General features: G+C 67.1%; 18 protein-coding genes. 11 read left to right on the top strand and 7 right to left on the bottom strand.

Going from position 1 to position 21,953, the window contains the following annotated elements; translation table 11 throughout:
• Positions 1–64 precede the first annotated feature (64 nt).
• The 4 genes from ABNK63_RS14290 (at position 65) to ABNK63_RS14275 (ending at position 4,115) form a co-directional block, all read left to right on the top strand.
• Positions 65–877, top strand: coding sequence for a S1/P1 nuclease (locus ABNK63_RS14290; protein ID WP_350015998.1), 813 nt, complete (start codon positions 65–67; stop codon positions 875–877).
• A gap of 79 nt (positions 878–956) precedes the next feature.
• Positions 957–2,426 (top strand): pyruvate kinase, encoded by a 1,470-nt coding sequence (gene pyk / locus ABNK63_RS14285; RefSeq protein WP_350015997.1) that lies wholly within the window; start codon positions 957–959, stop codon positions 2,424–2,426.
• Between the two features lie 94 nt (positions 2,427–2,520).
• Positions 2,521–2,967, top strand: a complete 447-nt coding sequence (locus tag ABNK63_RS14280; RefSeq protein WP_007807524.1) for an energy transducer TonB — start codon at positions 2,521–2,523, stop codon at positions 2,965–2,967.
• A 143-nt stretch (positions 2,968–3,110) separates the two neighbouring features.
• Entirely contained in the window at positions 3,111–4,115 is a 1,005-nt protein-coding gene (locus ABNK63_RS14275) for a class I fructose-bisphosphate aldolase (RefSeq protein ID WP_007807526.1), read from the top strand.
• Between the two features lie 101 nt (positions 4,116–4,216).
• Here the strand turns inward: ABNK63_RS14275 and ABNK63_RS14270 are convergent, their stop codons facing one another.
• Together ABNK63_RS14270 and ABNK63_RS14265 are read right to left on the bottom strand one after the other, a co-directional pair.
• Positions 4,217–4,816 carry a porin family protein gene (locus tag ABNK63_RS14270; RefSeq protein ID WP_007807528.1) on the bottom strand — a complete coding sequence of 200 codons (600 nt, stop codon included), beginning with the start codon at positions 4,814–4,816 and terminating at the stop codon, positions 4,217–4,219.
• Positions 4,817–4,992: 176 nt separating this feature from the next.
• A complete protein-coding gene (locus ABNK63_RS14265) occupies positions 4,993–5,640 on the bottom strand; it encodes an outer membrane beta-barrel protein (RefSeq protein WP_350015996.1) in 648 nt (215 codons plus the stop codon).
• A 222-nt stretch (positions 5,641–5,862) separates the two neighbouring features.
• Between ABNK63_RS14265 and tkt the strand changes: the two genes are divergently transcribed.
• The gene (tkt, locus tag ABNK63_RS14260; RefSeq protein ID WP_007807532.1) at positions 5,863–7,872 is read left to right on the top strand and encodes a transketolase; all 2,010 of its coding nucleotides are present in this window, start codon (positions 5,863–5,865) and stop codon (positions 7,870–7,872) included.
• Between the two features lie 62 nt (positions 7,873–7,934).
• On the opposite strand, the gene ABNK63_RS14255 is transcribed toward tkt, so the two are convergent.
• Both ABNK63_RS14255 and ABNK63_RS14250 read right to left on the bottom strand, forming a co-directional pair.
• Positions 7,935–8,573 carry an HAD hydrolase-like protein gene (locus ABNK63_RS14255; RefSeq protein ID WP_350015995.1) on the bottom strand — a complete coding sequence of 213 codons (639 nt, stop codon included), beginning with the start codon at positions 8,571–8,573 and terminating at the stop codon, positions 7,935–7,937.
• Complete coding sequence (locus ABNK63_RS14250) at positions 8,573–9,757, bottom strand: phosphoglycerate kinase (protein WP_007807536.1); 1,185 nt, start codon at positions 9,755–9,757, stop codon at positions 8,573–8,575. Before ABNK63_RS14250 ends, ABNK63_RS14255 begins: the two co-directional genes overlap by 1 nt.
• Before the next feature lie 171 nt (positions 9,758–9,928).
• Here ABNK63_RS14250 and maiA point away from each other — a divergent pair, with 171 nt between their 5' ends.
• The gene (gene maiA, locus ABNK63_RS14245) at positions 9,929–10,591 is read left to right on the top strand and encodes a maleylacetoacetate isomerase (protein WP_350015994.1); all 663 of its coding nucleotides are present in this window, start codon (positions 9,929–9,931) and stop codon (positions 10,589–10,591) included.
• A gap of 213 nt (positions 10,592–10,804) precedes the next feature.
• On the opposite strand, the gene ABNK63_RS14240 is transcribed toward maiA, so the two are convergent.
• Complete coding sequence (locus ABNK63_RS14240; RefSeq protein ID WP_007807540.1) at positions 10,805–11,917, bottom strand: PilT/PilU family type 4a pilus ATPase; 1,113 nt, start codon at positions 11,915–11,917, stop codon at positions 10,805–10,807.
• An 85-nt stretch (positions 11,918–12,002) separates the two neighbouring features.
• Here ABNK63_RS14240 and ABNK63_RS14235 point away from each other — a divergent pair, with 85 nt between their 5' ends.
• The 5 genes from ABNK63_RS14235 (at position 12,003) to glmS (ending at position 17,220) form a co-directional block, all read left to right on the top strand.
• A complete protein-coding gene (locus ABNK63_RS14235) occupies positions 12,003–12,563 on the top strand; it encodes a DUF4398 domain-containing protein (protein ID WP_350015993.1) in 561 nt (186 codons plus the stop codon).
• Positions 12,560–13,201, top strand: a complete 642-nt coding sequence (locus ABNK63_RS14230; protein ID WP_325127951.1) for a hypothetical protein — start codon at positions 12,560–12,562, stop codon at positions 13,199–13,201. The genes ABNK63_RS14235 and ABNK63_RS14230 overlap by 4 nt, the downstream gene beginning before the upstream one ends.
• A 325-nt stretch (positions 13,202–13,526) precedes the next feature.
• On the top strand, positions 13,527–13,754 hold the full coding sequence (locus ABNK63_RS14225; protein ID WP_007807544.1) for a YdcH family protein: 228 nt from the start codon (positions 13,527–13,529) through the stop codon (positions 13,752–13,754).
• Between the two features lie 155 nt (positions 13,755–13,909).
• Positions 13,910–15,280 (top strand): pyridoxal-phosphate dependent enzyme, encoded by a 1,371-nt coding sequence (locus tag ABNK63_RS14220; RefSeq protein WP_007807546.1) that lies wholly within the window; start codon positions 13,910–13,912, stop codon positions 15,278–15,280.
• Positions 15,281–15,390: 110 nt separating this feature from the next.
• Complete coding sequence (gene glmS / locus ABNK63_RS14215) at positions 15,391–17,220, top strand: glutamine--fructose-6-phosphate transaminase (isomerizing) (RefSeq protein ID WP_007807548.1); 1,830 nt, start codon at positions 15,391–15,393, stop codon at positions 17,218–17,220.
• 83 nt (positions 17,221–17,303) lie between these two features.
• Here glmS and ABNK63_RS14210 read toward each other — a convergent pair whose 3' ends face one another.
• Positions 17,304–19,826 carry a TonB-dependent receptor gene (locus ABNK63_RS14210; RefSeq protein WP_350015992.1) on the bottom strand — a complete coding sequence of 841 codons (2,523 nt, stop codon included), beginning with the start codon at positions 19,824–19,826 and terminating at the stop codon, positions 17,304–17,306.
• Positions 19,827–19,903: 77 nt separating this feature from the next.
• Positions 19,904–21,922 carry a sulfotransferase gene (locus ABNK63_RS14205; RefSeq protein ID WP_350015991.1) on the bottom strand — a complete coding sequence of 673 codons (2,019 nt, stop codon included), beginning with the start codon at positions 21,920–21,922 and terminating at the stop codon, positions 19,904–19,906.
• Positions 21,923–21,953 lie beyond the last annotated feature (31 nt).

Genomic DNA, 21,953 nt, shown 5'->3' with positions numbered 1-21,953 from the left:
GAGCGGCAAAAAGCCGCAGCCGTCTGTGGCATGCTGCGGACATCATTCCGCCGGATCAACCACCATGAGCTTCGCCCGCCGCGCCGCCGTCTTTCTGGCCTGTCTCGTCATCGCGCCGGCACAGGCATGGGGGCCGCTGGGTCACAGCGTGGTGGCCGAACTGGCGCAGCGCCACCTGAGTCCCGCCGCCGAAGCCGAGGTCGTGCGCCTGCTGGCGCCGGAGCACACCAGTTCGCTGGCCGACATCGCCAACTGGCCGGACCAGATGCAGGACGATCCGGCGATGGCGGCCTTGTGGAAGCAGACCCGCGGCCAGCACTACATCAATTTCCGCGGCGGCAGCGCCTGCGACTACGTGCCGCCGCGCGATTGCGGCAAGGGCAACTGTGTGGTGTCGGCCCTGCAGTATTACGTCGGCGTGCTGGGCGACCGCAGCCAGAACGACAAGGCGCGGCGCAACGCGCTGAAATTCGTGGTGCATTTTGTCGGCGACATCCACCAGCCGCTGCATGCCGGCTATCGCGACGACAAGGGTGGCAACACCTTCCAGGTGCAGTTCGAGGGCAAGGGCAGCAACCTGCACAAGGTGTGGGATTCGAGCATGCTCTACAGCCGCGACCTGGACTGGCAGCAGTACGCGGAGCGGCTGGATTCCGCCGTGCCGGTCGCGCTGCCCGCGCCGATCGCCCCGCTGGACAACCCCTACGCCCAGTGGGCCGAGGAATCCTGCCGGATCACCGCCGAGCCGGGCTTCTATCCGTCCGGGCATGCGATCGACAAGGCCTACGTCCGGGCCGAGCTGCCCGAGGCGGAGCTGCGCCTGCGCCAGGCCGGCCGTCGGCTGGCGGCGGTACTGAACCTCGCCCTGGGCAAATAGCCGTCCGTCCGCGTCACCGTCTTCATGCATACGAATGCATGGGGGTGGCGCGCTGCCATTCATCTGCTAGCCTCGACCCATGAACGAGAATCCGCTGCGCCGTACCAAGATCGTCGCCACCCTCGGTCCCGCCACCGACGCGCCGGGCATGCTGGCGCGAGTCATCGCCGAAGGCGTCAACGTGGTACGCCTGAATCTGTCGCACGGCCAGCCCGATGATCATCGGGCGCGCGCCAATGCGGTGCGTGCCGCAGCCAGCGAAGCCGGTTGCGAGGTGGGCATCCTGGCCGACCTGCAAGGCCCGAAGATCCGCATCGAGACGTTCGCCAACGGGCCGGTGGAGCTGGCCGATGGCGCGCCCTTCGTGCTGGATTGCCGGCCCGATGCGCCGCCCGGCGACGCCTCGCGCGTGGGCGTGAGTTATTACGGCCTGCCCGGCGACGTGCAGGCCGGCGACGTGCTGCTGCTGGACGACGGACTCGTCGCGCTGACCGTGCTGGACGTGGTCGGCGCCGAGGTACGCTGCCAGGTGCTGATCGGCGGCAGGCTGTCCAACCGCAAGGGACTCAACCGCCAGGGCGGCGGACTGTCGGTGACGGCGCTGTCGGACAAGGACAAGTCCGACATCAAGCTGGCCGCCGAGATCGGTGCGGACTTCCTGGCGATCTCGTTCGTCCGTTCGGCCGAGGACATGCACCAGGCGCGCCGCCTGCTGCACGAGGCCGGCGGCAACGCCGCGCTGGTGGCGAAGATCGAGCGCGCCGATGCGATCCCCGTGCTGGGCGAAATCATCGACGCGTCCGACGTGGTGATGGTGGCGCGCGGCGACCTTGGCGTGGAGATCGGCGACGCCGAGCTGCCCGGCCTGCAGAAGAAGATCATCCGCGAGTCGGTGCAGCGCAACCGCGCGGTGATCACCGCCACGCAGATGCTGCAGTCGATGGTGCGTTCGCCGATCCCCACCCGGGCCGAAGTGCTCGACGTGGCCAACGCGGTGATCGACGGCACCGACGCGGTGATGCTGTCGGAGGAAACCGCCGCCGGCGCGCATCCGGACAAGGCGGTGGCCGCGATGCGCCGGATCTGCCTGGGCGCCGAACGCCAGTTCGAGCCGAAGGAGGACCTGACCGCCACCGGCCACATGCTCGATCGCACCGACCAGGCGATCGCGCTGGCCGCGATGATGCTGGCCAGCCAGCTCGACGTGCGGGCGATCGTGGCGCTGACCGAATCCGGCGCCACCGCGCAATGGCTGTCGCGCTACGGCAGCGCCGTACCCATCTTTGCCCTGTCGCCGATGGCCGGCTCGCGTCGGCGCATGTTGCTGTTGCGCGACGTGCAGCCGGTGGCGTTCTCCCACGAGGGCCTGACTTCGGTCGCCACCGCACGCTCGGCGGTGCAGCAGTTGTTCGCCGAAGGTCGCCTGCAGGAAGGCGATCGCGTGGTGCTGACCCAGGGCGACCACGTCGGCCAGGGCGGCGGCACCAATACGCTGAAGCTGCTTTCGGTCGGCAGCGACGGCATGGTGGAGTGCCTGCGCGACCTGTGATGCTGACGGCTTGCTGTCTGGCCGGGTCGTGCTGACTGTCGCTGAACAAGCGGTCGACTAAACTTGAACTGCCCACCCGTGCTGGAGAAACGCCATGAAGACCCATTTCCGCCCGTTGCGCCAAGGACTGTTGCTGGCATTGGCGCTTGGCGTCGTCGCCCCGGTGTTCGCCCAGGGCCAGGCGCGCAAGATCGACCAGCAGGACCTCTATCGCTACTGGATCCTGCTCAACACCCAGGTGCAGATGGATGTGCCCAATACGGGATTGAACCTGGACAAGCCCGGCTGCGCGGCGGTGACGTATACGGTCGGTTCGGACGGCGTGCCGATGAACGTGCAGGTGGTCAAGGTGGTGCCCAAGAGCGACCTGGGGCCGGTCGCGCGCAGCGCGGTTTCCAACTTCCGCTACGGCCCGTCGCTGAACAACCGCATCGGTGAGCCGGTGGCCACCTATTACATCGTGCCGTTCAACGCGCCCAAGGACCCGGCCCAGCGCCAGCAGCTGATGGATGCCTGCAAGCTGCCCGGCTACACGCCCTGAGGCGGTCGCGGGCCGCTGCGGGGCCGTCTGACGCGCCGGCCGGTGAATCTGGCCTATAATTGCCGTTTTGAACCATGCCGCTTCGTCTTCGAGGCGGCTTCAACCATGTGCGGGCGTGAAGCCGGCCGCACCACGGAGTCGTCATGAGTATTGAAGATCTCGAAAGCATCGCCCTGGCGATGGTCGCGCCCGGCAAGGGCATCATCGCCATCGACGAGTCGACCAACACCATCCGGAAGCGTTTCGAGGCCGTCGGCATCGAGAACACCGAGGAGAACCGTCGCGCCTACCGCGAGCTGCTGCTGACCACGCCGGGCCTGAACGAGCACATCTCCGGCGCGATCCTGTACGACGAGACGATCCGCCAGTCGACCAGGGACGGCGTGCCGTTCACCCAGGTCATGAAGAAGCTGGGCATCATCCCCGGCATCAAGGTCGACAAGGGCCCGCAGCCGCTGGCCGGCTTCCCCGGCGACGTCGTCACCGAAGGCCTCGACGGCCTGCGTGAACGCCTGCAGGAATACGCCAAGCTCGGCGCGCAGTTCGCCAAGTGGCGCGCGGTGATCAACATCACCGAAGAAAACCCCAGCTCCACCGCGATCGAGGCGAACTGCCACGTGCTGGCGCGCTATGCGGCGCTGTGCCAGGAAGCGGGCCTGGTGCCGATGGTCGAGCCCGAAGTGATCATGGACGGCGACCACAGCATCGAGGTCAGCTACGAAGTGCACGAGGCCGTGCTGCGCAGCCTGTTCAACGCGCTGTACGAGCAGAACGTGATGCTGGAAGGCACCATCCTGAAGATCAGCATGGTCATCCCGGGCAAGGACTCGGACGAGCAGGTCGACGTCGAGGAAGTGGCCGAGGCCACCGTGCGCGTGCTGAAGTCCACCGTGCCGGCCTCGCTGCCGGGCATCGTGTTCCTTTCCGGCGGCCAGACCGACGAGCAGTCCACCGCCCACCTCAACGCGATGAACCAGATCGGTCCGCATCCGTGGCCGCTGTCGTTCTCCTACGGCCGCGCGATGCAGCAGGCCGCGCTGAAGCTGTGGGCGAAGGACATGAAGGCGAACTACGCCGACGCCCAGAAAACCGTGCACGCCCGCGCCCGTGACAACGGGCTGGCGGCGCTGGGTCAGTGGAAGGGCTGAGGTCGAATTCCCGCGATCGTCGGTGATCGCGGGAAGCAGCACGCTACAAAGAGAACGGGCGCCTCGCGGCGCCCGTTTTTTTACCTTGAGCCGACAACCGATCAGAAGCGATATTCGGCGCTGACCGAGACCATGTCGGTGCTGAGGTCCACGCGGTCCTTCTTCGCGTCGTAGTAGTCGTAGTTCAGGCCGACACTGACGTTGTTGCTGAAGTCGTAACCCACGCCGGCACCGGCGTACCAGCTGGTGTCGTCCAGGCCCTTGCGAACCGGGTTGGCGTCGTTGCTGAGGCCGTGGCCCTTCCAGCCGTAGATGCCGCCGCGGGCGCTGACGTACCAGTTCGGGGTGACATTGAAGTGGCCGTTGACGCCGGCCGTCCAGCCGTGCAGCTGCGACTTGCCATCCTCGACCACCGGCTGGCTGTTGAAGATGTTCTTGGCGTGGATGTTGCCCAGATCGTTGTAACCGACCTCGGCGCCCAGCGCGACCGACGGGCTCACCGCCCAACGGTAACCGCCGTTGATGCCATAGCCGGTGTCGTTGTCGTCGTACGCACCATGGTTGATCGAGGTCTGGCCGACGTTGCCGTTGATGAACCAGCCGTCATTGTGGGTGGGCGCGCTCTGCGCGAACACGGCGGGGCCGGCGAACACGCCAGCAGTGGCCAGGGCGAGGGCGATCAGGGTCTTGTTCATTTTCATGGAGCTTCTCCAGTTTGTTGTCATGGCAGTCGGCCCGATGGGGGAATGGCCGCTGCTGGTGGTGCGCTGTCCAAGGTGGCCGGCGACACGGAGACTTAGATGGGTCGGGCCGGGAAAGATTCAATACCGATTAGTTCAGTATTAAGCCGGCGTTAACGAAAACGGTTCGGGACGGATCAGAAGCGGTACTCGGCGGTCAGCGAGGCCGTGTCCGAGGTCAGGCCGACCCGATCCTTGTTGGCGCGGTAGTAGTCGTAAGACAAGCCCAGGCTGAAATGCGGGTTGAAGTCGTAGCCCGTGCCCACGCCGGCATACCAGTCGACCTGGTCGAGGTCATGCCGGTTGATGTCCTGGTTGGCGTAGCCGTGGCCCTTCCAGCCATACACGCCGGCCCGGCCGCTGACATACAGCCCCTGCCACACGTTGATCTTGCCGTTGACCCCGGCGGTCCAGCCGCGCAGCGCGTTGCGGCGGTCGGTCAGGTTGACGTCGTTGCTGTTGAAGGCGTTCTTCAGCTTGAAGTTGCCTAGGTCGTTGTAGCCGACCTCCACGCCGAGGCCGACATCCGGGCCGACCTTCCAGCGGTAGCCGCCGTTGATGGCGTAGGTCGTCGGGTGGTCGTTATAGGGGCCGACGCGCATATGGGCCTGGCCGACACTGCCGTTGAGGAACCAGTTGCCGCTGCCGATTGGCTGGCCGGGCTGGAAGTTGCCGCTGGTGGCGGCGTCGGTCGTGCCGGTCGTGGACTGGATGTCCTGGGCAAAGACCGGGACTGTGCAAAGTGCAGTGGTGGTGATGGCGAGTGCGAATAGATGCTTGTTCATGGGGATTCCTCTTCTTTGATCCGGACCACGGCGCGTTCAGCGAAACGCACGGGTCGGGCAGCGCTCGGGGATGGCGCTGCGGGCACATTGATAGTGGGTCGAGACTGAAGCTTGCCGAACCGTGGGGTGTCGGGGTTAAGCGGTGATTAATCGGAAAGCCGCAGACGACAGCGCACGGTCGATCGGCGACAATAGATGTTTTGCACCCGCCGGAGACTGCCGATGACCACCCGCCGCGAACTCGCCAACGCCGTGCGCGCCCTTGCCATGGACGCCGTGGAGGCGGCCAAGTCCGGTCATCCGGGCATGCCCATGGGCATGGCCGACATCGCCGAGGTGCTGTGGAACGATTTCCTGAAGTTCAATCCGGCCAACCCCAAGTGGTTCAACCGCGATCGCTTCGTGCTGTCCAACGGTCACGGCTCGATGCTGCAGTACGCGCTGCTGCACCTGACCGGCTTCGACCTGCCGATGGAGCAGCTGAAGCGCTTCCGCCAGCTGCATTCGAAGACTGCCGGCCATCCGGAAGCCAGCGAAACGCCGGGAGTGGAAACCACCACCGGCCCGCTGGGCCAGGGCCTGGCCAACGCCGTCGGCTTCGCGCTGGCGGAGAAGGTGCTGGCGGCGCACTTCAACCGTGACGGCCACGAAGTGGTCGATCACCACACCTACGTCTTCCTCGGCGACGGCTGCCTGATGGAGGGCATCTCGCACGAAGTCGCCTCGCTGGCCGGCACCTGGCAGCTGGGCAAGCTGGTGGCGATCTATGACGACAATGGCATCTCGATCGACGGCGAAGTGCACGGCTGGTTCACCGACGACACTCCGGCGCGCTTCGAGGCCTACGGCTGGAACGTGATCCGCGGCGTCGACGGGCACGACGCCGAGGCGATCAGCAAGGCGATTGCTGCCGCCACGGCGCAGCACGACAAGCCCACCCTGATCTGCGCGAAGACCATCATCGGTTTCGGCGCGCCGCACAAGCAGGGCAAGGAAGAAAGCCACGGCGCCCCGCTGGGCAAGGACGAGATCGCCGCCGCCCGCGAACAGCTGGGCTGGAAGTACGCCCCGTTCGAAATCCCGACCGAGATCTACGCCGGCTGGGATCACAAAAAGTCAGGTAATGAGGCCGAGCAGGGCTGGAACGACGCGTTCGCGAAGTACGCCGCCGCGCATCCGGAGCTGGCCGCCGAGTTCAAGCGCCGCCTCGCCGGCGAGCTGCCCGCCGACTGGGCGGAAAAGTCGCAGGCGTATATCGCGAAGTTGCAGGCCGAAGGCCCGGAAGTGGCCTCGCGCAAGGCCTCGCAGATGACGCTGGACGCGTTCGGCCCGCTGCTGCCCGAACTGATCGGCGGCTCGGCCGACCTGGCCGGCTCCAACCTCACCAAGTGGAAGGGCAGCCTCGACGCCGGCAACGGCGACAGCGCCGGCGGCAAGGGCAACTACGTCTACTACGGCGTGCGCGAGTTCGGCATGACCGCGATCGCGAATGGTCTTGCCCTGCACGGCGGCTTCATCCCGTACGACGCGACCTTCCTGGTGTTCTCCGACTACGCGCGCAACGCGGTGCGCATGAGCGCGCTTATCCCGGCGCACGCGATCCACGTCTATACCCACGACTCGATCGGCTTGGGCGAGGACGGTCCGACCCACCAGCCGGTCGAGCACATGGCCAGCCTGCGCTACATCCCGAACAACCAGTTGTGGCGTCCGTGCGACGCGGTGGAATCGGCCGCGTCGTGGAAGGCGGCGATCGAGCGCAAGGGCGCGCCGTCGTGCCTGATCTTCTCGCGGCAGAACCTCAAGCATCAGCAGCGCAGCGAGCAGCAGGTCGCCGACATCCAGCGCGGCGGCTACGTGCTGTCCGATCCGCTGGACACGAAGTTCCAGGCCATCCTGATCGCCACCGGCTCGGAAGTGGAACTGGCCATGGAAGCCTCGCGCGCGCTGGCCCAGCAGGGCGTGGCCGTGCGCGTGGTGTCGATGCCGTGCACCGAGGTGTTCGACGCGCAGCCACTGGAATACCGCGAAGGCGTGCTGCCCGGTTGGTGCCGAGCCCGCGTGGCGGTGGAAGCGGCGACCGCCGACTTCTGGTGCAAGTACGTGGGCCTGGACGGCGAGGTCATCGGCATGACCACGTTCGGTGCCTCCGCGCCGGCGCCGCAGCTGTTCGAGCACTTCGGTTTCACCGTGTCGCACGTGATCGATGCAGTGAAGCGCGTCGTGCGCTGAGCGCGGGCTTCTCCACAAAAAAAGCCGCGGCATGCCGCGGCTTTTTTTACGCGCCGGCAAGCTCAGGCGAGCAGCAGCCGGGCCAGGTCGTCCGGTGTCGCCGCGATCGCGCTGGCGCCGGCCTGCTCCAGTTCCTCGCGGTTGCCGAAGCCCCACAGCACGCCGAAGCCGCGCACGCGGTTGGCCACTGCGCCGTCGATGTCGAAGTGGCGGTCGCCGATCATCACGGCGTCTGCCGGGTCGCTGTCGAAGTCCGCCAGCGCCTCGGCGATCATCGAGGCCTTCTCGCTGTGTGCGCTGCCCGGATGCGGGCCGTACAGGCGCAGGAAGGCGTCGCCGAACGGCAGGTGGGCGATGATCGGCGCGGCATGGCGGTGCGGCTTGCTGGTGACCACGGCGAGTCGGTGGCCGGCGCCGAGCAGCCGTTCGATCAGCGCCTCGATGCCCGGATAGATCTCGTGTTCCCGCCAGCCCAGCGTGTTGAAACGCTCGTGGTAGTAATCCACCGCCGCCTCGATCCGCTCGGGATCGTGATCCAGCAAGGGCGCAAAGCTGTGCCGCAGCGGCGGACCGATCCAGCGACGCAGGTCCTCGTGCGCGGGCGCCGGCACGTCGAGCCGGGCCAGCGCGTGTCTCACGCAGGCGGTGATGCCATGCTCGGAATCGATCAGGGTGCCGTCGAGGTCGAACAGGCAGAGCATTACTTGGCGGCCCGCGCCTTCAATGCGGTGACTGCGGGCAGTTCCTTGCCTTCGAGGAATTCCAGGAACGCGCCGCCGCCGGTGGAGATGTAGGAAACCTGGTCGGCGATGCCGTACTTGTCGACCGCGGCCAGGGTGTCGCCGCCGCCGGCGATCGAGAACGCGTCCGACGCGGCGATCGCGCGGGCCAGGGTCTCGGTGCCCTTGCCGAAGGCGTCGAACTCGAACACGCCGACCGGACCGTTCCACACCACGGTGCCGGCCTTGGCGATCAGCGCGGCGTAGATCTCCGCGGTTTGCGGGCCGATGTCGAGGATCATCTCGTCCGGTCCGACCTGGTCGACCGGTTTCACCGTGGCCGGCGCCTGGGCGGAGAAGGTCGGTGCCACCACCACGTCGACCGGCATCGGCACTTCGGCGCCACGTCGCTTCGCGTCGGCCAGCACCTTCTTCGCCGCGTCGATCAGGTCCATCTCCACCAGCGAGTTGCCGACCGAGTGGCCCATCGCCGCGATGAAGGTGTTGGCGATGCCGCCGCCCACGATCAACTGGTCGACCTTGCCGATCAGGTTGTCCAGCAGGGTCAGCTTGGTCGACACCTTCGAACCGGCCACGATCGCCAGCAGCGGGTGGGCCGGATGTTCCAGCGCCTTGCCCAGCGCGTCGAGCTCGGCGCACAGCAGCGGGCCGGCGGCGGCGACCGGGGCATACCTGATCACGCCGTGGGTCGAGGCCTGGGCGCGGTGTGCAGTGCCGAAGGCATCCATCACGAAGATGTCGCACAGCGCCGCATACTGCTTCGCCAGCGCTTCGTCGTCCTTGCCCTCGCCGACATTCATGCGGCAGTTTTCCAGCAGCACGACCTCGCCGGGGCCGACCTCGACGCCGGCGGCCAGGTAGTCGGAAACCAGCCGCACCGGCTGATCCAGCTTGCCGCCGAGCCACAGCGCCACCGGAGCCAGCGAGGACTCGGCGTCGAACTGGCCTTCCTTGGGTCGGCCCAGGTGCGACATCACCATGACCCGGGCGCCGGCATCGCGGGCGGCCCGGATGGTTGGCAGGGCGGCGTCGAGGCGCTGGGTCGAGGTGATCTGGCCGTGGTCGTCGAACGGCACGTTCAGGTCTTCGCGGATCAGCACGCGCTGGTCGCGCAAATCGAGGTCGCTCATGCGGGTGACGGACACGGCAGGACTCCAGTGGTGGTCGGGGTTCACCGCGAACGGCGGCAGCCGGGTATTGTCCGGTCCCGGTCGTGTCGATGCAAACCGGGGCACCGGCGACGGGGCGTTGCGGGCCGGCCCGGCCCGGGCCACACTGTCGCCTGCTTGCCATCATCGTGCAGAGGGGGACTGCTCATGGCCACCGGTCTGGTGCTCTACAGCTACTGGCGCTCCAGCGCCGCCTATCGCGTGCGCATCGCGCTCAACCTCAAGGGGCTGGAGTACGAAACCCGGCCGGTGCACCTGGTGCAGGACGGCGGTCAGCAGCATGCGCCGGCCTTCAAGGCACTCAACCCGCAGGAAATGGTGCCGTGCCTGCTCGATGGCGATCGGGTGATCACCCAGTCACTGGCGATCATGGAATACCTGGACGAGATGCACCCGGAACTGGAAACGGCCCTGCTGCCGGTGGACGCCCGCGGTCGCGCCCAGGTCAGGGCGCTGGCGATGGCGGTCACCTGCGACATCCATCCATTGGGCAACCTGCGTGTCCTGCAACAGCTGGAAGCCGAATTCGGGGCCAGCGAGGAACAGCGCGCGACCTGGTCGCGTCACTGGATGGCCGTGGGTTTCAAGGCGATCGAGGAGCAGCTGTCCGACAGCGCCGCGACGGGCCGCTATTGCCACGGCGAGACGCCGAGCATGGCCGACGCCTGCCTGATTCCGCAGGTATACAACGCGCTGCGCTGGAAACTGCCGATGGACGACTACCCCACCATCGCGCGCATCCACCGCGCCTGCAACGAGCTGGAAGCCTTCCAGCGGGCTGCGCCGGAGGCTCAGCCGGACGCGCCTTGAGAACGTGCAGGAGCGCACCTTGTGCGCGATCGCTTTGTCGGGGGTGGGGATCTGCCGCAACCGTGACCCCTCATCCGACCCTTCGGGCCACCTGCATTCGGGCCATCCTTGGCCCTCACCCTTCGGGCGGCTGTCGCCGTGCAAATCGGCAATCCTGCCGATTTGTCTCCCCGGCGGGGAGAAGGGGTTTTGCGGCGGCCATGGGGCGCTTTTCTAGAAGCCCATCCCGTACGGGTCGTTGCCGGCCAGTTCCTCGTCGCTGGTGCCGCCTTCGGCCAGGCGGATCTTCAGGGCCAGGCCGTCGCGCGAGTCGGACTTGTTGAGCGCTTCGTCCAGGTCCACGCGGCCTTCCTTGTACAGGCGGTACAGTGACTGGTCGAAGGTCTGCATGCCTTCCTGCAGGCTGCGGTCCATCGCCTCCTTGATCTCGTGGGTCTGGCCGCGGCGGATCATGTCGCGGATCAGCGGGGTGTTCAGCAGCACCTCGGCGGCGGGAATGCGCCGGCCGTCCTTGCCGATCACCAGGCGCTGGCTGATCACCGCGCGCAGGTTCAGCGCCAGGTTCATCAGCACGTTCTTGTGCGCCGATTCGGGGAAGAAGTTGAGGATGCGTTCCAGCGTCTGGTCGGCGTTGTTCGAGTGCAGCGTGGCCAGGCACAGGTGGCCGGTCTCGGAGAAGGCGATCGCCGCCTCCATGGTGTCGGTGTCGCGGATCTCGCCGATCATGATCACGTCCGGCGCCTCGCGCATCGCGTTCTTCAGGGCCTCGTGATAGGTGTGGGTGTCCAGGCCCACCTCGCGCTGGTTGACGATCGACTTCTTGTGCCGGTGCAGGTACTCGATCGGATCCTCGATGGTGAGGATGTGGCCGGAGGAATTCGTGTTGCGGTGGTCGAGCATCGCCGCCAGCGTGGTCGACTTGCCCGAGCCGGTGGCGCCGACCACCAGGATCAGGCCGCGCGGCTCCATGATCAGGTCGCGGAAGATCTTCGGCAGCTGCAGCTGCTCGATGCTGGGAATCTCGCTCTTGATCGCGCGGATCACCATGCCCACTTCGCCGCGCTGCTTGAACACGTTGATGCGGAAGCGCCCGGCTTCCTTCACCGCCAGCGCCATGTTCAATTCAAGGTCGCGCTCGAACTGGGGCACCTGGCCTTCGTCCATCAGCGAGTAGGCGATCTTCTTGACCATGCCGCTGGGAAGGCCGGTATTGCCCAGCGGATACAGTTTGCCCTCGACCTTGATATTCACCGGGGCCCCCGTGGACAGGAACATGTCCGACGCGCCCTTGTCTACCATAAGCTTGAGGAAGTAACCGATGTCCACGAAAAACCCCTAGTTTGCGAAATGCGCGTTGCAATGATGGATTATGCCCGCCCACAATACGCTGCGACACACCATGAGGAATGTGATGCACATCTTTTCCCTGCCGGCCGGACATTTCCGGCCCGGCCGCACCGTTCTGATCGCCCTGGTCCTGGCCCTGTTCGTGGCTGGCTGCGCCTCGGTGCCGCCGCCCAATGACTCGATGAACATGGCACAGACCCAGCTGCAGATGGCTCGCGACGCCGGCGCGGCCGATTATGCGCCGGTGGACCTCGGGTTTGCCCAGGACAAGTTCCAGCTGGCGCAGTCGGCCATGGCCGAACGCAAGTACGCCGACGCGGCGAACCTGGCCGAGGAATCCCGCGCCGACGCGGAACTGGCCCAGGCCAAGGCCCGCCTGGGCGCAGCGCGCGCCCAGATCCAGAGCAAGATGCAGGAAAACAGCCGCCTGCGGGCCCAGGGCGAGGCCGCGACCGCGGCGGCCGAGGCGCCTGCTCCGGCGCCTTCCCCCAGCGCCGCCCAGCCCACCGAAGACATGCCGGCACCGCCGTCCTCGGCGCTGTCCGCGCCGGCCGGTGACGGTTTCCAGACCGTGCCGGACAACGCACAACAGCCTGCGGTGGACCCCGCGGGAGGTCAGCCATGAGGCATTCCGCCATCATCCTCGCCACCATCGCGCTGGCGTTGGCTACGCTGGGTTCGGCCCATGCCCGCCAGGACGACATCGACATCAACCGCCTGACCGGCAGCCTCAACCAGCTCGCCAGCGATCCCAGCCTTGGCGCCTACGCCCAGGCCGAACAGGCCCGTGCCCGCGACGCCATCAACCGGCTGGCCCAGGCCGGCTCGCGCGAACGGCCGCATGCGCTCTATCTGGCCGAACGTCGCGTCGACCTGGCCAAGACTGCCGCCCAGGTGCAGGACGCCCAGGTCAAGCTGACCCAGCTCGACCGCGAACACGACCAGATCCTGCTGGACAACAGTCGCCGTGATGCGGAGCTGGCCCGGCGCGAGCTGGAGCGGCAGCGCCTGCAATACCAGCTGGCGCAGGAGGAGGCGGCCCGGCTGCAGGCGCAAGGGCTGGAGTATTCGCAGGCGGCCGACCAGGCCCGGGCCGAAGCGGATCGGGCGAAGAAGCTGGCTGCGGCGCAGAGCAAGGTGGCACGCGCCGCCAAGCGGCAGGCCGAGCTGGCGGCCCAGGCCGCCAAGGCGTTGCGCTCGCAGATGGAAAGCGCGGACAAGCCTTCCGCGACCGATGCCAAGCCGTCCGGCCAGCATCGCTGAGCGGTCGTTTCCGAACCCCGTTAGGGTCGCGGAAGAAAGTCGTTGAGTGGATGTAAAAGACTGTTTTGGCAGTTTTTTACGGAACTTTCCACGCTTCTCGAAAGTGCCCTCGAAACGCTTGCACCCCCTCTGGCGGGGGAGTAGGGTCAAAGTCCCACGGGGCATCCCGACCCCGTGGGTCATTGACCGAACCATGCACGCATTCCTCGCTTCGAAAGCTTCCTCCGCATCCGGGATTCCGGCGCGGATCGAGGGTGCGCGCCCCGGTTCACCGTCTGCGGACGGCCGGTAGCGTCCGCACGTCAACTCGCGAGGAGGTCGGACCATGTTTGAAAACCAGCAGCGTGATGATGTCGAGGCATTGATGAAGGCCGATGCGGAATTCCGGCGGCTTTACCAGCATCACAGGGAACTCGACAGCAAGGTGCACGACGCCGACATCGGCGTGCTGCCCATCGACGACATGACCCTGGCCAGCATGAAGAAGGAAAAACTGCTGGCCAAGGCCCGACTCGAACGCATGTGGGCAGACCGGGCGCATCTCGTCCACTGAACTCGGTTGTTCGCGAACGCGGCCCCGGGCCCTTCCGCCAGACGGAAAGGGTGCCGGGGCCGCCGCGTTTGCACTGTCCGCTGCGGGCGCTCGGGTATCATGGCCCTCTTGTCGCGACGGTCTTCATCCCGTCGCAACCACATCACGGAGCCCCCATGACGGTTCACCAGAGCGTTCTTGAATTGATCGGCCGCACCCCGATGGTCCGCACCCAGCGCCTGGACACCGGCCTGTGCCAGCTGTTCCTCAAGCTGGAGAGCGCCAACCCCGGCGGCTCGATCAAGGATCGCATCGGCCTGTCGATGATCGAGGGTGCCGAGAAGGACGGCCGCATCCGCCCGGGCGACATCCTGGTCGAAGGCACCGCCGGCAACACCGGCCTTGGCCTGGCCCTGGTGGCGCAGGCCAAGGGCTACCGCCTGATCCTGGTGGTGCCGGACAAGATGAGCCGCGAGAAGATCTTCAACCTGAAGGCGATGGGCGCCGAGGTGGTGCTGACCCGTTCCGACGTGGCCAAGGGTCACCCCGAGTATTACCAGGACATGGCCGAGCGGATCGCCCGCGAGACGCCCGGCGCGTACTTCATCAACCAGTTCGGCAACCCCGACAACCCGGCCGCGCACATCGCCACCACCGGGCCCGAAATCCTCGAGCAGATGGACGGCCAGGTCGACGCGATCGTGCTCGGCTGCGGTTCGTCCGGCACGCTGAGCGGCCTGTCGAAATTCTTCGCCGAGCACTCGCCGCAGACCGAACTGGTGCTGGCCGACCCGGTCGGTTCCATCCTTGCCGAATACATCAACGAGGGCACGCTCTCGACCAAGTCGGCCAGCTGGATGGTCGAAGGCATCGGCGAGGACTTCCTGCCGGGCATCAGCGACTTCACCCGGGTGAAGAAGGCCTACGCGATCCCCGACAAGGAAAGCTTCCTCACCGCCCGCGAGCTGCTGGCGAAGGAAGGCGTGCTGGGCGGCTCGTCCACCGGCACCCTGCTGGCCGCGGCGCTGCGCTACTGCCGCGAGCAGACCACGTCGAAGCGCGTGGTGACCCTGGTCTGCGACACCGGCAACAAGTATCTGTCCAAGCTGTACAACGACTACTGGATGCTCGACAACGGCTTCATCGAGCGCGAGCAGCACGGCGACTTGCGCGACCTGCTGCTGCGCCCGTTCGCCCAGCGCGACACCGTGGTGGTCGGCCCCAACGAATTGCTGATCACCGCCTACAACCGCATGAAGCTGTACGACGTGTCGCAGCTGCCGGTGATGGACGGCCGCAAGCTGGTGGGCATCGTCGACGAGTCGGACGTGCTGATGCACGTGCACGCCGACGAGTCGCGTTTCCGCGATTCGGTGTCGAGTGCCATGATCACCAGCCTGCAGAAACTCGACGTGCGCTCGCCGGTCGAGTCGCTGCTGCCGGTGTTCGAGCGCGGCCATGTGGCCATCGTGGTCGACGGCGACGACTTCCTCGGCCTGATCACCCGCATCGACCTGCTGAACTGGTTGCGTCGCAAGGTGAACTGATGACCCGGCCCGCCACATGCCCGAAAGGCTGCAGTCAGGTCGCACACGCATAATCACTCATCCCCCGACGGGGCCGGAGGTCCCGTCTTTCACCCAAGGAAACCTGCTCGATGTGTGGAATTGTTGCTGCCGTTGCCCAGCGTGATGTCGCGCCGCTGCTGATCGCAGGCCTGAAGGCGCTCGAATACCGGGGTTACGACTCGTCCGGCGTGGCCGTGATCGATCGCGGCGAGATCCGGCGGGCGCGCGCCAAGGGCAAGGTGCGCGAAATGGAGGCGCTGTACCTGGCCGATCCGCTGCCCGGCGGCACCGGCATCGCGCATACGCGCTGGGCCACCCACGGCGTGCCCAGCGAGGCGAACGCGCATCCGCACATGGCCGGACGCATCTCCATCGTGCACAACGGCATCATCGAGAACTACGCCAGCCTGCGCGCCGAACTGCAGGCGGGTGGCCACGTGTTTACCTCGGACACCGACACCGAAGTGATGGCGGCGCTGATCGACCGGCGCTACGCGGCGGGCGTGAGTCTGCGCGAGGCAGTGCTGGCCACCGTGCGCGAACTGGAAGGTGCCTACGCGATTGCCGTGCTCAGCAGTGAAGAACCCGACCGCGTGGTCGGTGCACGTCGCGGCGCGCCGCTGCTGGTCGGCCTCGGCATCGGCGAGAACTTCCTGGGCTCCGATGCGCAGGCGCTGATCCAGGTCACCAACAAGATGCTCTATCTCGACGAGGACGACGTGGTCGAGATCACCCGCGACCACGTGCAGGTATTCGGCCTGGACGGCACACCGGTGGAGCGTGAGGTGCACGAGAGCGAGCTGTCGAAGGATGCGGTCGAGCGGGGTGAATACCGCCACTACATGCAGAAGGAGATCTTCGAGCAGCCGCGTGCGGTGGCCGACACGCTGGAGGCGCGCATTGGCCCGCATGGCGTGCTGCCGAACATCTTCGGCATCGACAGCGACGCGCTGCTGCAAGCCACCCGCGGCCTGCACATCATCGCCTGCGGCACCAGCTACCACGCCGGCCTCGTCGCCAAGTACTGGATCGAGGAATTCGCGCGCCTGCCGGTCAGCGTGGAAGTGGCCAGCGAATTTCGTTATCGCGAGGCGGTGGTGCCGAGCGGCACGCTGTTCGTCGCCATCTCCCAATCCGGCGAAACCGCCGACACGCTGGCCGCGATGCGCGAGTCGGGTCGCCGCGGTTATCTGGGCACCCTGGTCATCTGCAATTCGCCCGAATCCTCGCTGGTGCGCGAGGCCGACCTGAAGCTGATGACCCGTGCCGGCCCCGAGATCGGCGTGGCCTCGACCAAGGCCTTCACCACCCAGCTGGCCGGCCTCGCCCTGCTGGCGCTGGAGCTGGCTCGCCGCAACGGGCTCGATGATGCGCGCTACGCCGCGCTGTGCGCCGAGCTGCAGCATCTGCCCCGGGCGATCGAGGACGCGCTGCAGCTGGAGCCGGCGATCATCGAGCTGTCGGCCGAATTCATCCACCGCCAGCACGCCCTGTTCCTGGGTCGCGGCGCGCAATATCCGGTCGCGCTGGAAGGCGCGCTGAAGCTCAAGGAAATCTCCTACATCCACGCCGAAGCCTATCCCGCGGGCGAGCTCAAGCACGGTCCGCTGGCCCTGGTCGACGAGAACATGCCGATCGTGGCGGTGGCGCCGAACGGCCCGCTGCTGGACAAGCTGAAGTCCAACCTGCAGGAGGTGCGTGCCCGCGGCGGTCGCCTGATCGTGTTCGCCGACGGTGCCGCCGGCATGGACGACATGGCCGCCCACGGCACGATGCTGCGCGTGGAATCCGGCGGCAGCTTCATTGCCCCGGCGGTGTTCACCGTGCCGCTGCAGCTGCTGGCCTACCACGTGGCCGTGCTGCGCGGCACCGACGTCGACCAGCCACGCAACCTGGCCAAGTCGGTCACCGTCGAGTAATTCCGCGTTTCACCCCGGCACGGGATGTGCCGTCGCATGTGAAGGCCCCGGTCCACCACGCCGGGGCCTTCGCCGTCCGGCAGCTAGAACTCCTGCTTGAAGCGGATGCCGATCGTGCGCGGCAGGCTGTAGCCGGTGTAGACCTGACCGTTCGGGTATGACGTCACCACCCCGTGCGCGCCGCAGACGTCGACGCCGCACTCGGTGTACTTGTATTGCGCCGAGCGCTTGTCGAACGCGTTGTTGATGTAGACGTCGGCCGACCAGCTGCCTTTCTGCACGCCGGCCGACAGATCCAGCGTGGTGTAGGCGGGCAGGTCGCCGAGCAGCGCCCGCTCGCTCAGGCGCAGGTCGGTGGTGCGCTTGCCGACGTGGACCAGTGCCGCCTGCACGAACGCGTCGCTGTCACCGATGTTGAAGCTGTAATGCGCGATCAGGTTGCCCTTGAACTTCGGCGTGATCGGCAGCTGGGTGCCCTTGGGCGCCAGCGGTCCCGACACTACGCTGCCGTCCTGCGGGTTGAGCGAGCCGGGCGGGCAGTCGGTGATCGGGCGCCCGCTGGCGTCGGTGAAGCCGCAGTAGTTGGCGGTCAGCCGCGCCCGGTACATCGCCCAGCCGGCGGTCAGTTGCAGGTTGTAGGAGGCCTGCCAGTTCAGTTGCGATTCGAGACCTTCGATGCGGGCGGAGTTGGCGTTCTTGATTTCGGTGAGGCCGTTTGCGCCGAGGATCGGGAACTGGAAGTCGTTCCAGGTTTCGCGGAACACCGCGCCGTTGAAGGACACCCGGTTGTCCAGCCACGAAGTCTTCCAGCCCAGCTCCTGGTTGATCAGGAAGTCGGCGTGGTATGGCAGCAAGGTGCCGCGCCGGTTGACGCCGCCGGGGCGGAAGCCCTCGGAGCGGGTGGCGTAGATCATCTTGGTGTCGCTGATGTTCCAGGTCAGGTTGAACTTGGTGAGGTTGCCGCTTTCCTTCACCTTCTTGTTGAAGTCCAGGCACGGTGCGCCCATGAACGGATCGGGCGACACGCAGGCGGCCTCGCCCTGGCTGGAGGAGAAGCCCGCGCCGTAGCCGAAATAGCCGTACAGCTGGTTGCTGGTGCGGTAATAGCGCTCGCCGATGGTGCCGGTGAGCACGTCGGGGATGAAGTCCCAGGACAGTTCGCCGAACAGTGCCTCGTCGCGGTCGTAGCGCATCTGCCGGGTCAGCCAGATGGTGTCGTTCCAGCCGCTGACGGAGAGCACGTCGGCCAGGCCGTCGACCTGGTAGTTCTGCATGATGTCGTGCTTCTGCTTCTGCCAGAACGCACCGGCGACCAGGCGCAGGCGATCGTCCGCCGGTGACACCAGGCGCAGCTCGTGGCTGCTGTTGGTGTAACCGTCGCGATCGCTGATGTGCTGCGACGGATTCACCAGTGCGCCGTTGTTGTCATAGAACGATGCACCGGAGCCGTACAGCGCGTCGTACCAGAAGCCGTAGTCGCTGTAGTCGGTCTGCTCCTCCTGGTTGCGCTTGAGGTGCGCGTAGGCATAGGTCAGGTCGAAGTTGCCGATCTTGCCCTGCACGGTCAGCGCGCCCTGCCACCAGCGATCGTTGACGCGCTCGGGATAGAAGTGCGTGACGGCCAGGTCGCCCACCGCCGGGTCGCTGGCGAAGTTGCCGTGCGAGATGGTCTGCTGCCCCATCAGCATCGGCGTGATCGACCAGTTGTCGTCGAGGTCGACCTTCAGCGCGGCGCGCGCACCGGTGATGTTGGCGTCGTTGTAGTTGTCTTTTGCATGGCCGACGCACTGGGATGCCGACGACGACGAGCTTCCGCTCGCCGTGCAGCCCGGCGCGTTGCTGATGGTGATGCCCGAGGTGGGGAAGGTACGCGAGCCGGCCTTGTTGTCGATGTAGCCGGCATCGTGCTCGCGCCAGCCGACCAGGCGGATCGCGGCCGTCGAATTGATCGGCAGGTTGAGCATGCCCTCGCCCGTGTAGCCGATGCCGCCGTGCGCGAGCGTGTCCACGCCGAGGCTGTAGCTGGCCGCGTAACCGCTGGGGTCGGGCTTGTTGGTGATGATGCGCAGGGCGCCGGCCTCGGCGCTGGCGCCGTACAGCGTGCCCTGCGGGCCGGCCAGCACCTCGATGCGGGCGATGTCGTACATGTGGATGTCGAGCGGGCCCTGGATCGTCGTCACCGGCTGGTCGTCGAGGTAGACGCCCACGCTCGGCTGCGAGCCGGAGTGGTTGGTGTTGCCGCCGCTGGTCACGCCGCGCATGTAGATCGAGACGAAGCCGGGCCCGGTGGCGATGCCGCCACCGCCTTGCTGGAAGGTCACGCTGGGCAGGTACTTCACGTAGTCGTCGAAACTCTTCACGTGCAGCGCTTCGAGCTGGTCGGTGGCCAGCACGTCCATGCTGATCGGCACCTTCTGCAGGTTCTCCGTGCGCTTCTGCGCGGTCACCGTGACCACGCTGAGCGTGGTGGCTTTCTGCTTCGTCGATGACGTGGTGTCGGGCGGCGTGGGCTGCCCGGTGTCCTGCGCCATGGCGGGCGCCGCCATGGCGAGGCAGATGGCGGCCGCCAGCGGCAACCGGATCAACGTCGCCCGTCGGGCGTTCATGGCCTGTCTGGAACTGCTTGCATGCATGCGATTTCCCCTCATCCGGTGAACGGCAAACCAACCCAACCCCCAACTTCTCAGGTGAAGCCCGGCACCTCTGGATAGCTGTCCAGCACCGGCCCGAGCGCCTGTTCCAGCGGCCCCAGCCACGGCGCAAAGCGGCGCCAGTGGTCCACGCCCTCGCGATAGATCGGGCGGCGCACCTGCTCGGAACTCGCGGTGTGCACCGGCCGCGGATTCTCGAAGAAGCGCAGGCAGGCGTCCTCGAACGGCAGGCCGCAATAATCCAGCAGGCGACGCACCTCGCCCTCGGTGTCCGCCACCATGCGCTCGTAGAACACGCGGTGGATGCGCCCGGGCAGCACCGTGTCGAAGTGCGCCATCAGGCGGACGTAGTCGTGGTAATAGCGACCGACGTCCTCGAGGTCGTAGCTGAAACTCTGCCCGCGCGCGAAGTGCTGCTTGAACGCCGAGAAGCAGCACGCCAGCGGATGCCGGCGCGCGTCGATGATTCGGGCGTTCGGCAGCATCAGCTGGATCAGGCCGAGGTGCATGAAGTTGTTCGGCATCTTGTCGATGAACAGCGGCGCCGAGGTCTTGCGCTGGATGCGGGTGCGCGCGAGGTAGCGCTCGCCGAGCGCGCGCAGCGCGTCGGCGTCGAGCGCGGCCAGCGCATCGTGGTAGGGCATCACGCCGTCACCCTGGCCCTGCCGGCGCAGGCCGCGGGTGATCGAGGCGACTTCGGGCAGCTCCATCGTGCCCTCGACCTGGCTGTGGCTGGACAGGATCTGCTCGATCAGGGTGGAGCCGGCGCGCGGCAGCCCGACGACGAAGATCGGATCGCGCGCCGGGCAGCCCATGCCCGCGCGCGCGGCAAAGAACTCGCCGGTGTAGTGGGCGCAGGTGCGGGCCACCCGCGCGCTGGTCTCGTCCGCGCTGTAGTGCAGCTGCGCGCGACGGATCGCGTTGCCGCGCGCGTAGTGGGCGAACGAATCCGCGCAGGCGTCGGCATCCTCGCGCGCCTTGCCCATGGCGAACTCCAGGTGCAGGCGGTCTTCGTCCGACAGGTCGCTGCGCGCCAGCTGGTCGCTCATGGTGGCGAGGTCGGCCGCGCTAAAGCGGAAGGTCTTCAGGTTGGCCAGGCTCCACCAGACTTCGCCGAACGAAGGCAGGTGCTGCAGGCTGTGCCGGTAGGCGGCGATCGCGCGTTCGCCGAAGCCGGCAGTCTTCAGCGCGTGGCCGTAGCTCATCCACACCCGCGGGTTGTCCGGGTAGTTCTGCACCAGGTCGGCGTAGATCGCGATGGCCGGCTCGTAATCGCCGATGCGGCACAACACCACCGCCTTGAGGTTGCGGTAGGCCGGGTGTTGCGGCTCGTTGGCCAGCAGGTGTTCGATCTGCGCGAGCGCCTGTTCGGGCTGGTTGCTGCGATGCAGGACCATGGCGTAGTGCTGGCGTGCGGCGTCGAAGCCGGGGGCCAGCTCGAGGCAGCGCGCGAGCAGGTTCAGCGCATCCTCGTTGCGGCCCACGCGGGCGGCGACCTCGGCGAACATGCGGATCGCCGCCACGTCGGTGGGCGCCTGCTTCAGATGCTCGCGCAGCAGCGCCTCGGCCTGCGGGACGCGGCCTTCGGCGAGCGCCACGGCGGCACCCATCAGGCGCGGGTCGTGGGTGGAATGCAGCACGTGCCTGGCATAGGCGGCGTCCGCCGCATCCTGCTCGCCGGCGGCCATCAGGTGGTCGCCGAGTTCGCGCCAGGCTTGCGGCAAATCGGGTTGCAACGCGACCGCGCGGCGCAGCGCGGCGATCGCCTCCTCGCCGCGGCCGAGCCGACCCAGCACCACGCCCAGGTCGAGCTGCAGCGCCGCCCATGTCGGTTGCGCAGGCACCAGCGGAAGCAGGATGTCGAGCGCGGCCCGGGCATCGCCCTGGCGCAGGCGCGCGGCGGCCAGCAGTTGCAGCGCCAGCGGATGGGCGCCGACTGCGTGCAGGATTTCTTCGAGTTGTTCCACCGCCAGTGCGGGGTCGCGTTGCAGCAGCCGCTCCGCGTGTGCCAGCGCCTGCTCCAGCGTGCCGCTGGCCGACGCCGCGGTCATGCGTCGCCTCGTGGCGGCGACGAAAACGGCC

The sequence above is a fragment of the Rhodanobacter sp. IGA1.0 genome (assembly GCF_040208325.1).
Lineage (GTDB): Bacteria > Pseudomonadota > Gammaproteobacteria > Xanthomonadales > Rhodanobacteraceae > Rhodanobacter > Rhodanobacter spathiphylli.
The sequence above is the reverse complement of the archived record's forward strand: the minus strand, read 5'-3'. Positions and strand labels throughout refer to the sequence as shown.

Coding starts and splice junctions, on each gene's coding strand:
- ABNK63_RS14290 (WP_350015998.1), top strand. CDS start 65: ATGAGCTTCGCCCGCCGCGCCGCCGTCTTTCTGGCCTGTCTCGTCATC.
- pyk (WP_350015997.1), top strand. CDS start 957: ATGAACGAGAATCCGCTGCGCCGTACCAAGATCGTCGCCACCCTCGGT.
- ABNK63_RS14280 (WP_007807524.1), top strand. CDS start 2,521: ATGAAGACCCATTTCCGCCCGTTGCGCCAAGGACTGTTGCTGGCATTG.
- ABNK63_RS14275 (WP_007807526.1), top strand. CDS start 3,111: ATGAGTATTGAAGATCTCGAAAGCATCGCCCTGGCGATGGTCGCGCCC.
- ABNK63_RS14270 (WP_007807528.1), bottom strand. CDS start 4,816: ATGAAAATGAACAAGACCCTGATCGCCCTCGCCCTGGCCACTGCTGGC.
- ABNK63_RS14265 (WP_350015996.1), bottom strand. CDS start 5,640: ATGAACAAGCATCTATTCGCACTCGCCATCACCACCACTGCACTTTGC.
- tkt (WP_007807532.1), top strand. CDS start 5,863: ATGACCACCCGCCGCGAACTCGCCAACGCCGTGCGCGCCCTTGCCATG.
- ABNK63_RS14255 (WP_350015995.1), bottom strand. CDS start 8,573: ATGCTCTGCCTGTTCGACCTCGACGGCACCCTGATCGATTCCGAGCAT.
- maiA (WP_350015994.1), top strand. CDS start 9,929: ATGGCCACCGGTCTGGTGCTCTACAGCTACTGGCGCTCCAGCGCCGCC.
- ABNK63_RS14235 (WP_350015993.1), top strand. CDS start 12,003: ATGCACATCTTTTCCCTGCCGGCCGGACATTTCCGGCCCGGCCGCACC.
- ABNK63_RS14230 (WP_325127951.1), top strand. CDS start 12,560: ATGAGGCATTCCGCCATCATCCTCGCCACCATCGCGCTGGCGTTGGCT.
- ABNK63_RS14225 (WP_007807544.1), top strand. CDS start 13,527: ATGTTTGAAAACCAGCAGCGTGATGATGTCGAGGCATTGATGAAGGCC.
- ABNK63_RS14220 (WP_007807546.1), top strand. CDS start 13,910: ATGACGGTTCACCAGAGCGTTCTTGAATTGATCGGCCGCACCCCGATG.
- glmS (WP_007807548.1), top strand. CDS start 15,391: ATGTGTGGAATTGTTGCTGCCGTTGCCCAGCGTGATGTCGCGCCGCTG.
- ABNK63_RS14210 (WP_350015992.1), bottom strand. CDS start 19,826: ATGAACGCCCGACGGGCGACGTTGATCCGGTTGCCGCTGGCGGCCGCC.
- ABNK63_RS14205 (WP_350015991.1), bottom strand. CDS start 21,922: ATGACCGCGGCGTCGGCCAGCGGCACGCTGGAGCAGGCGCTGGCACAC.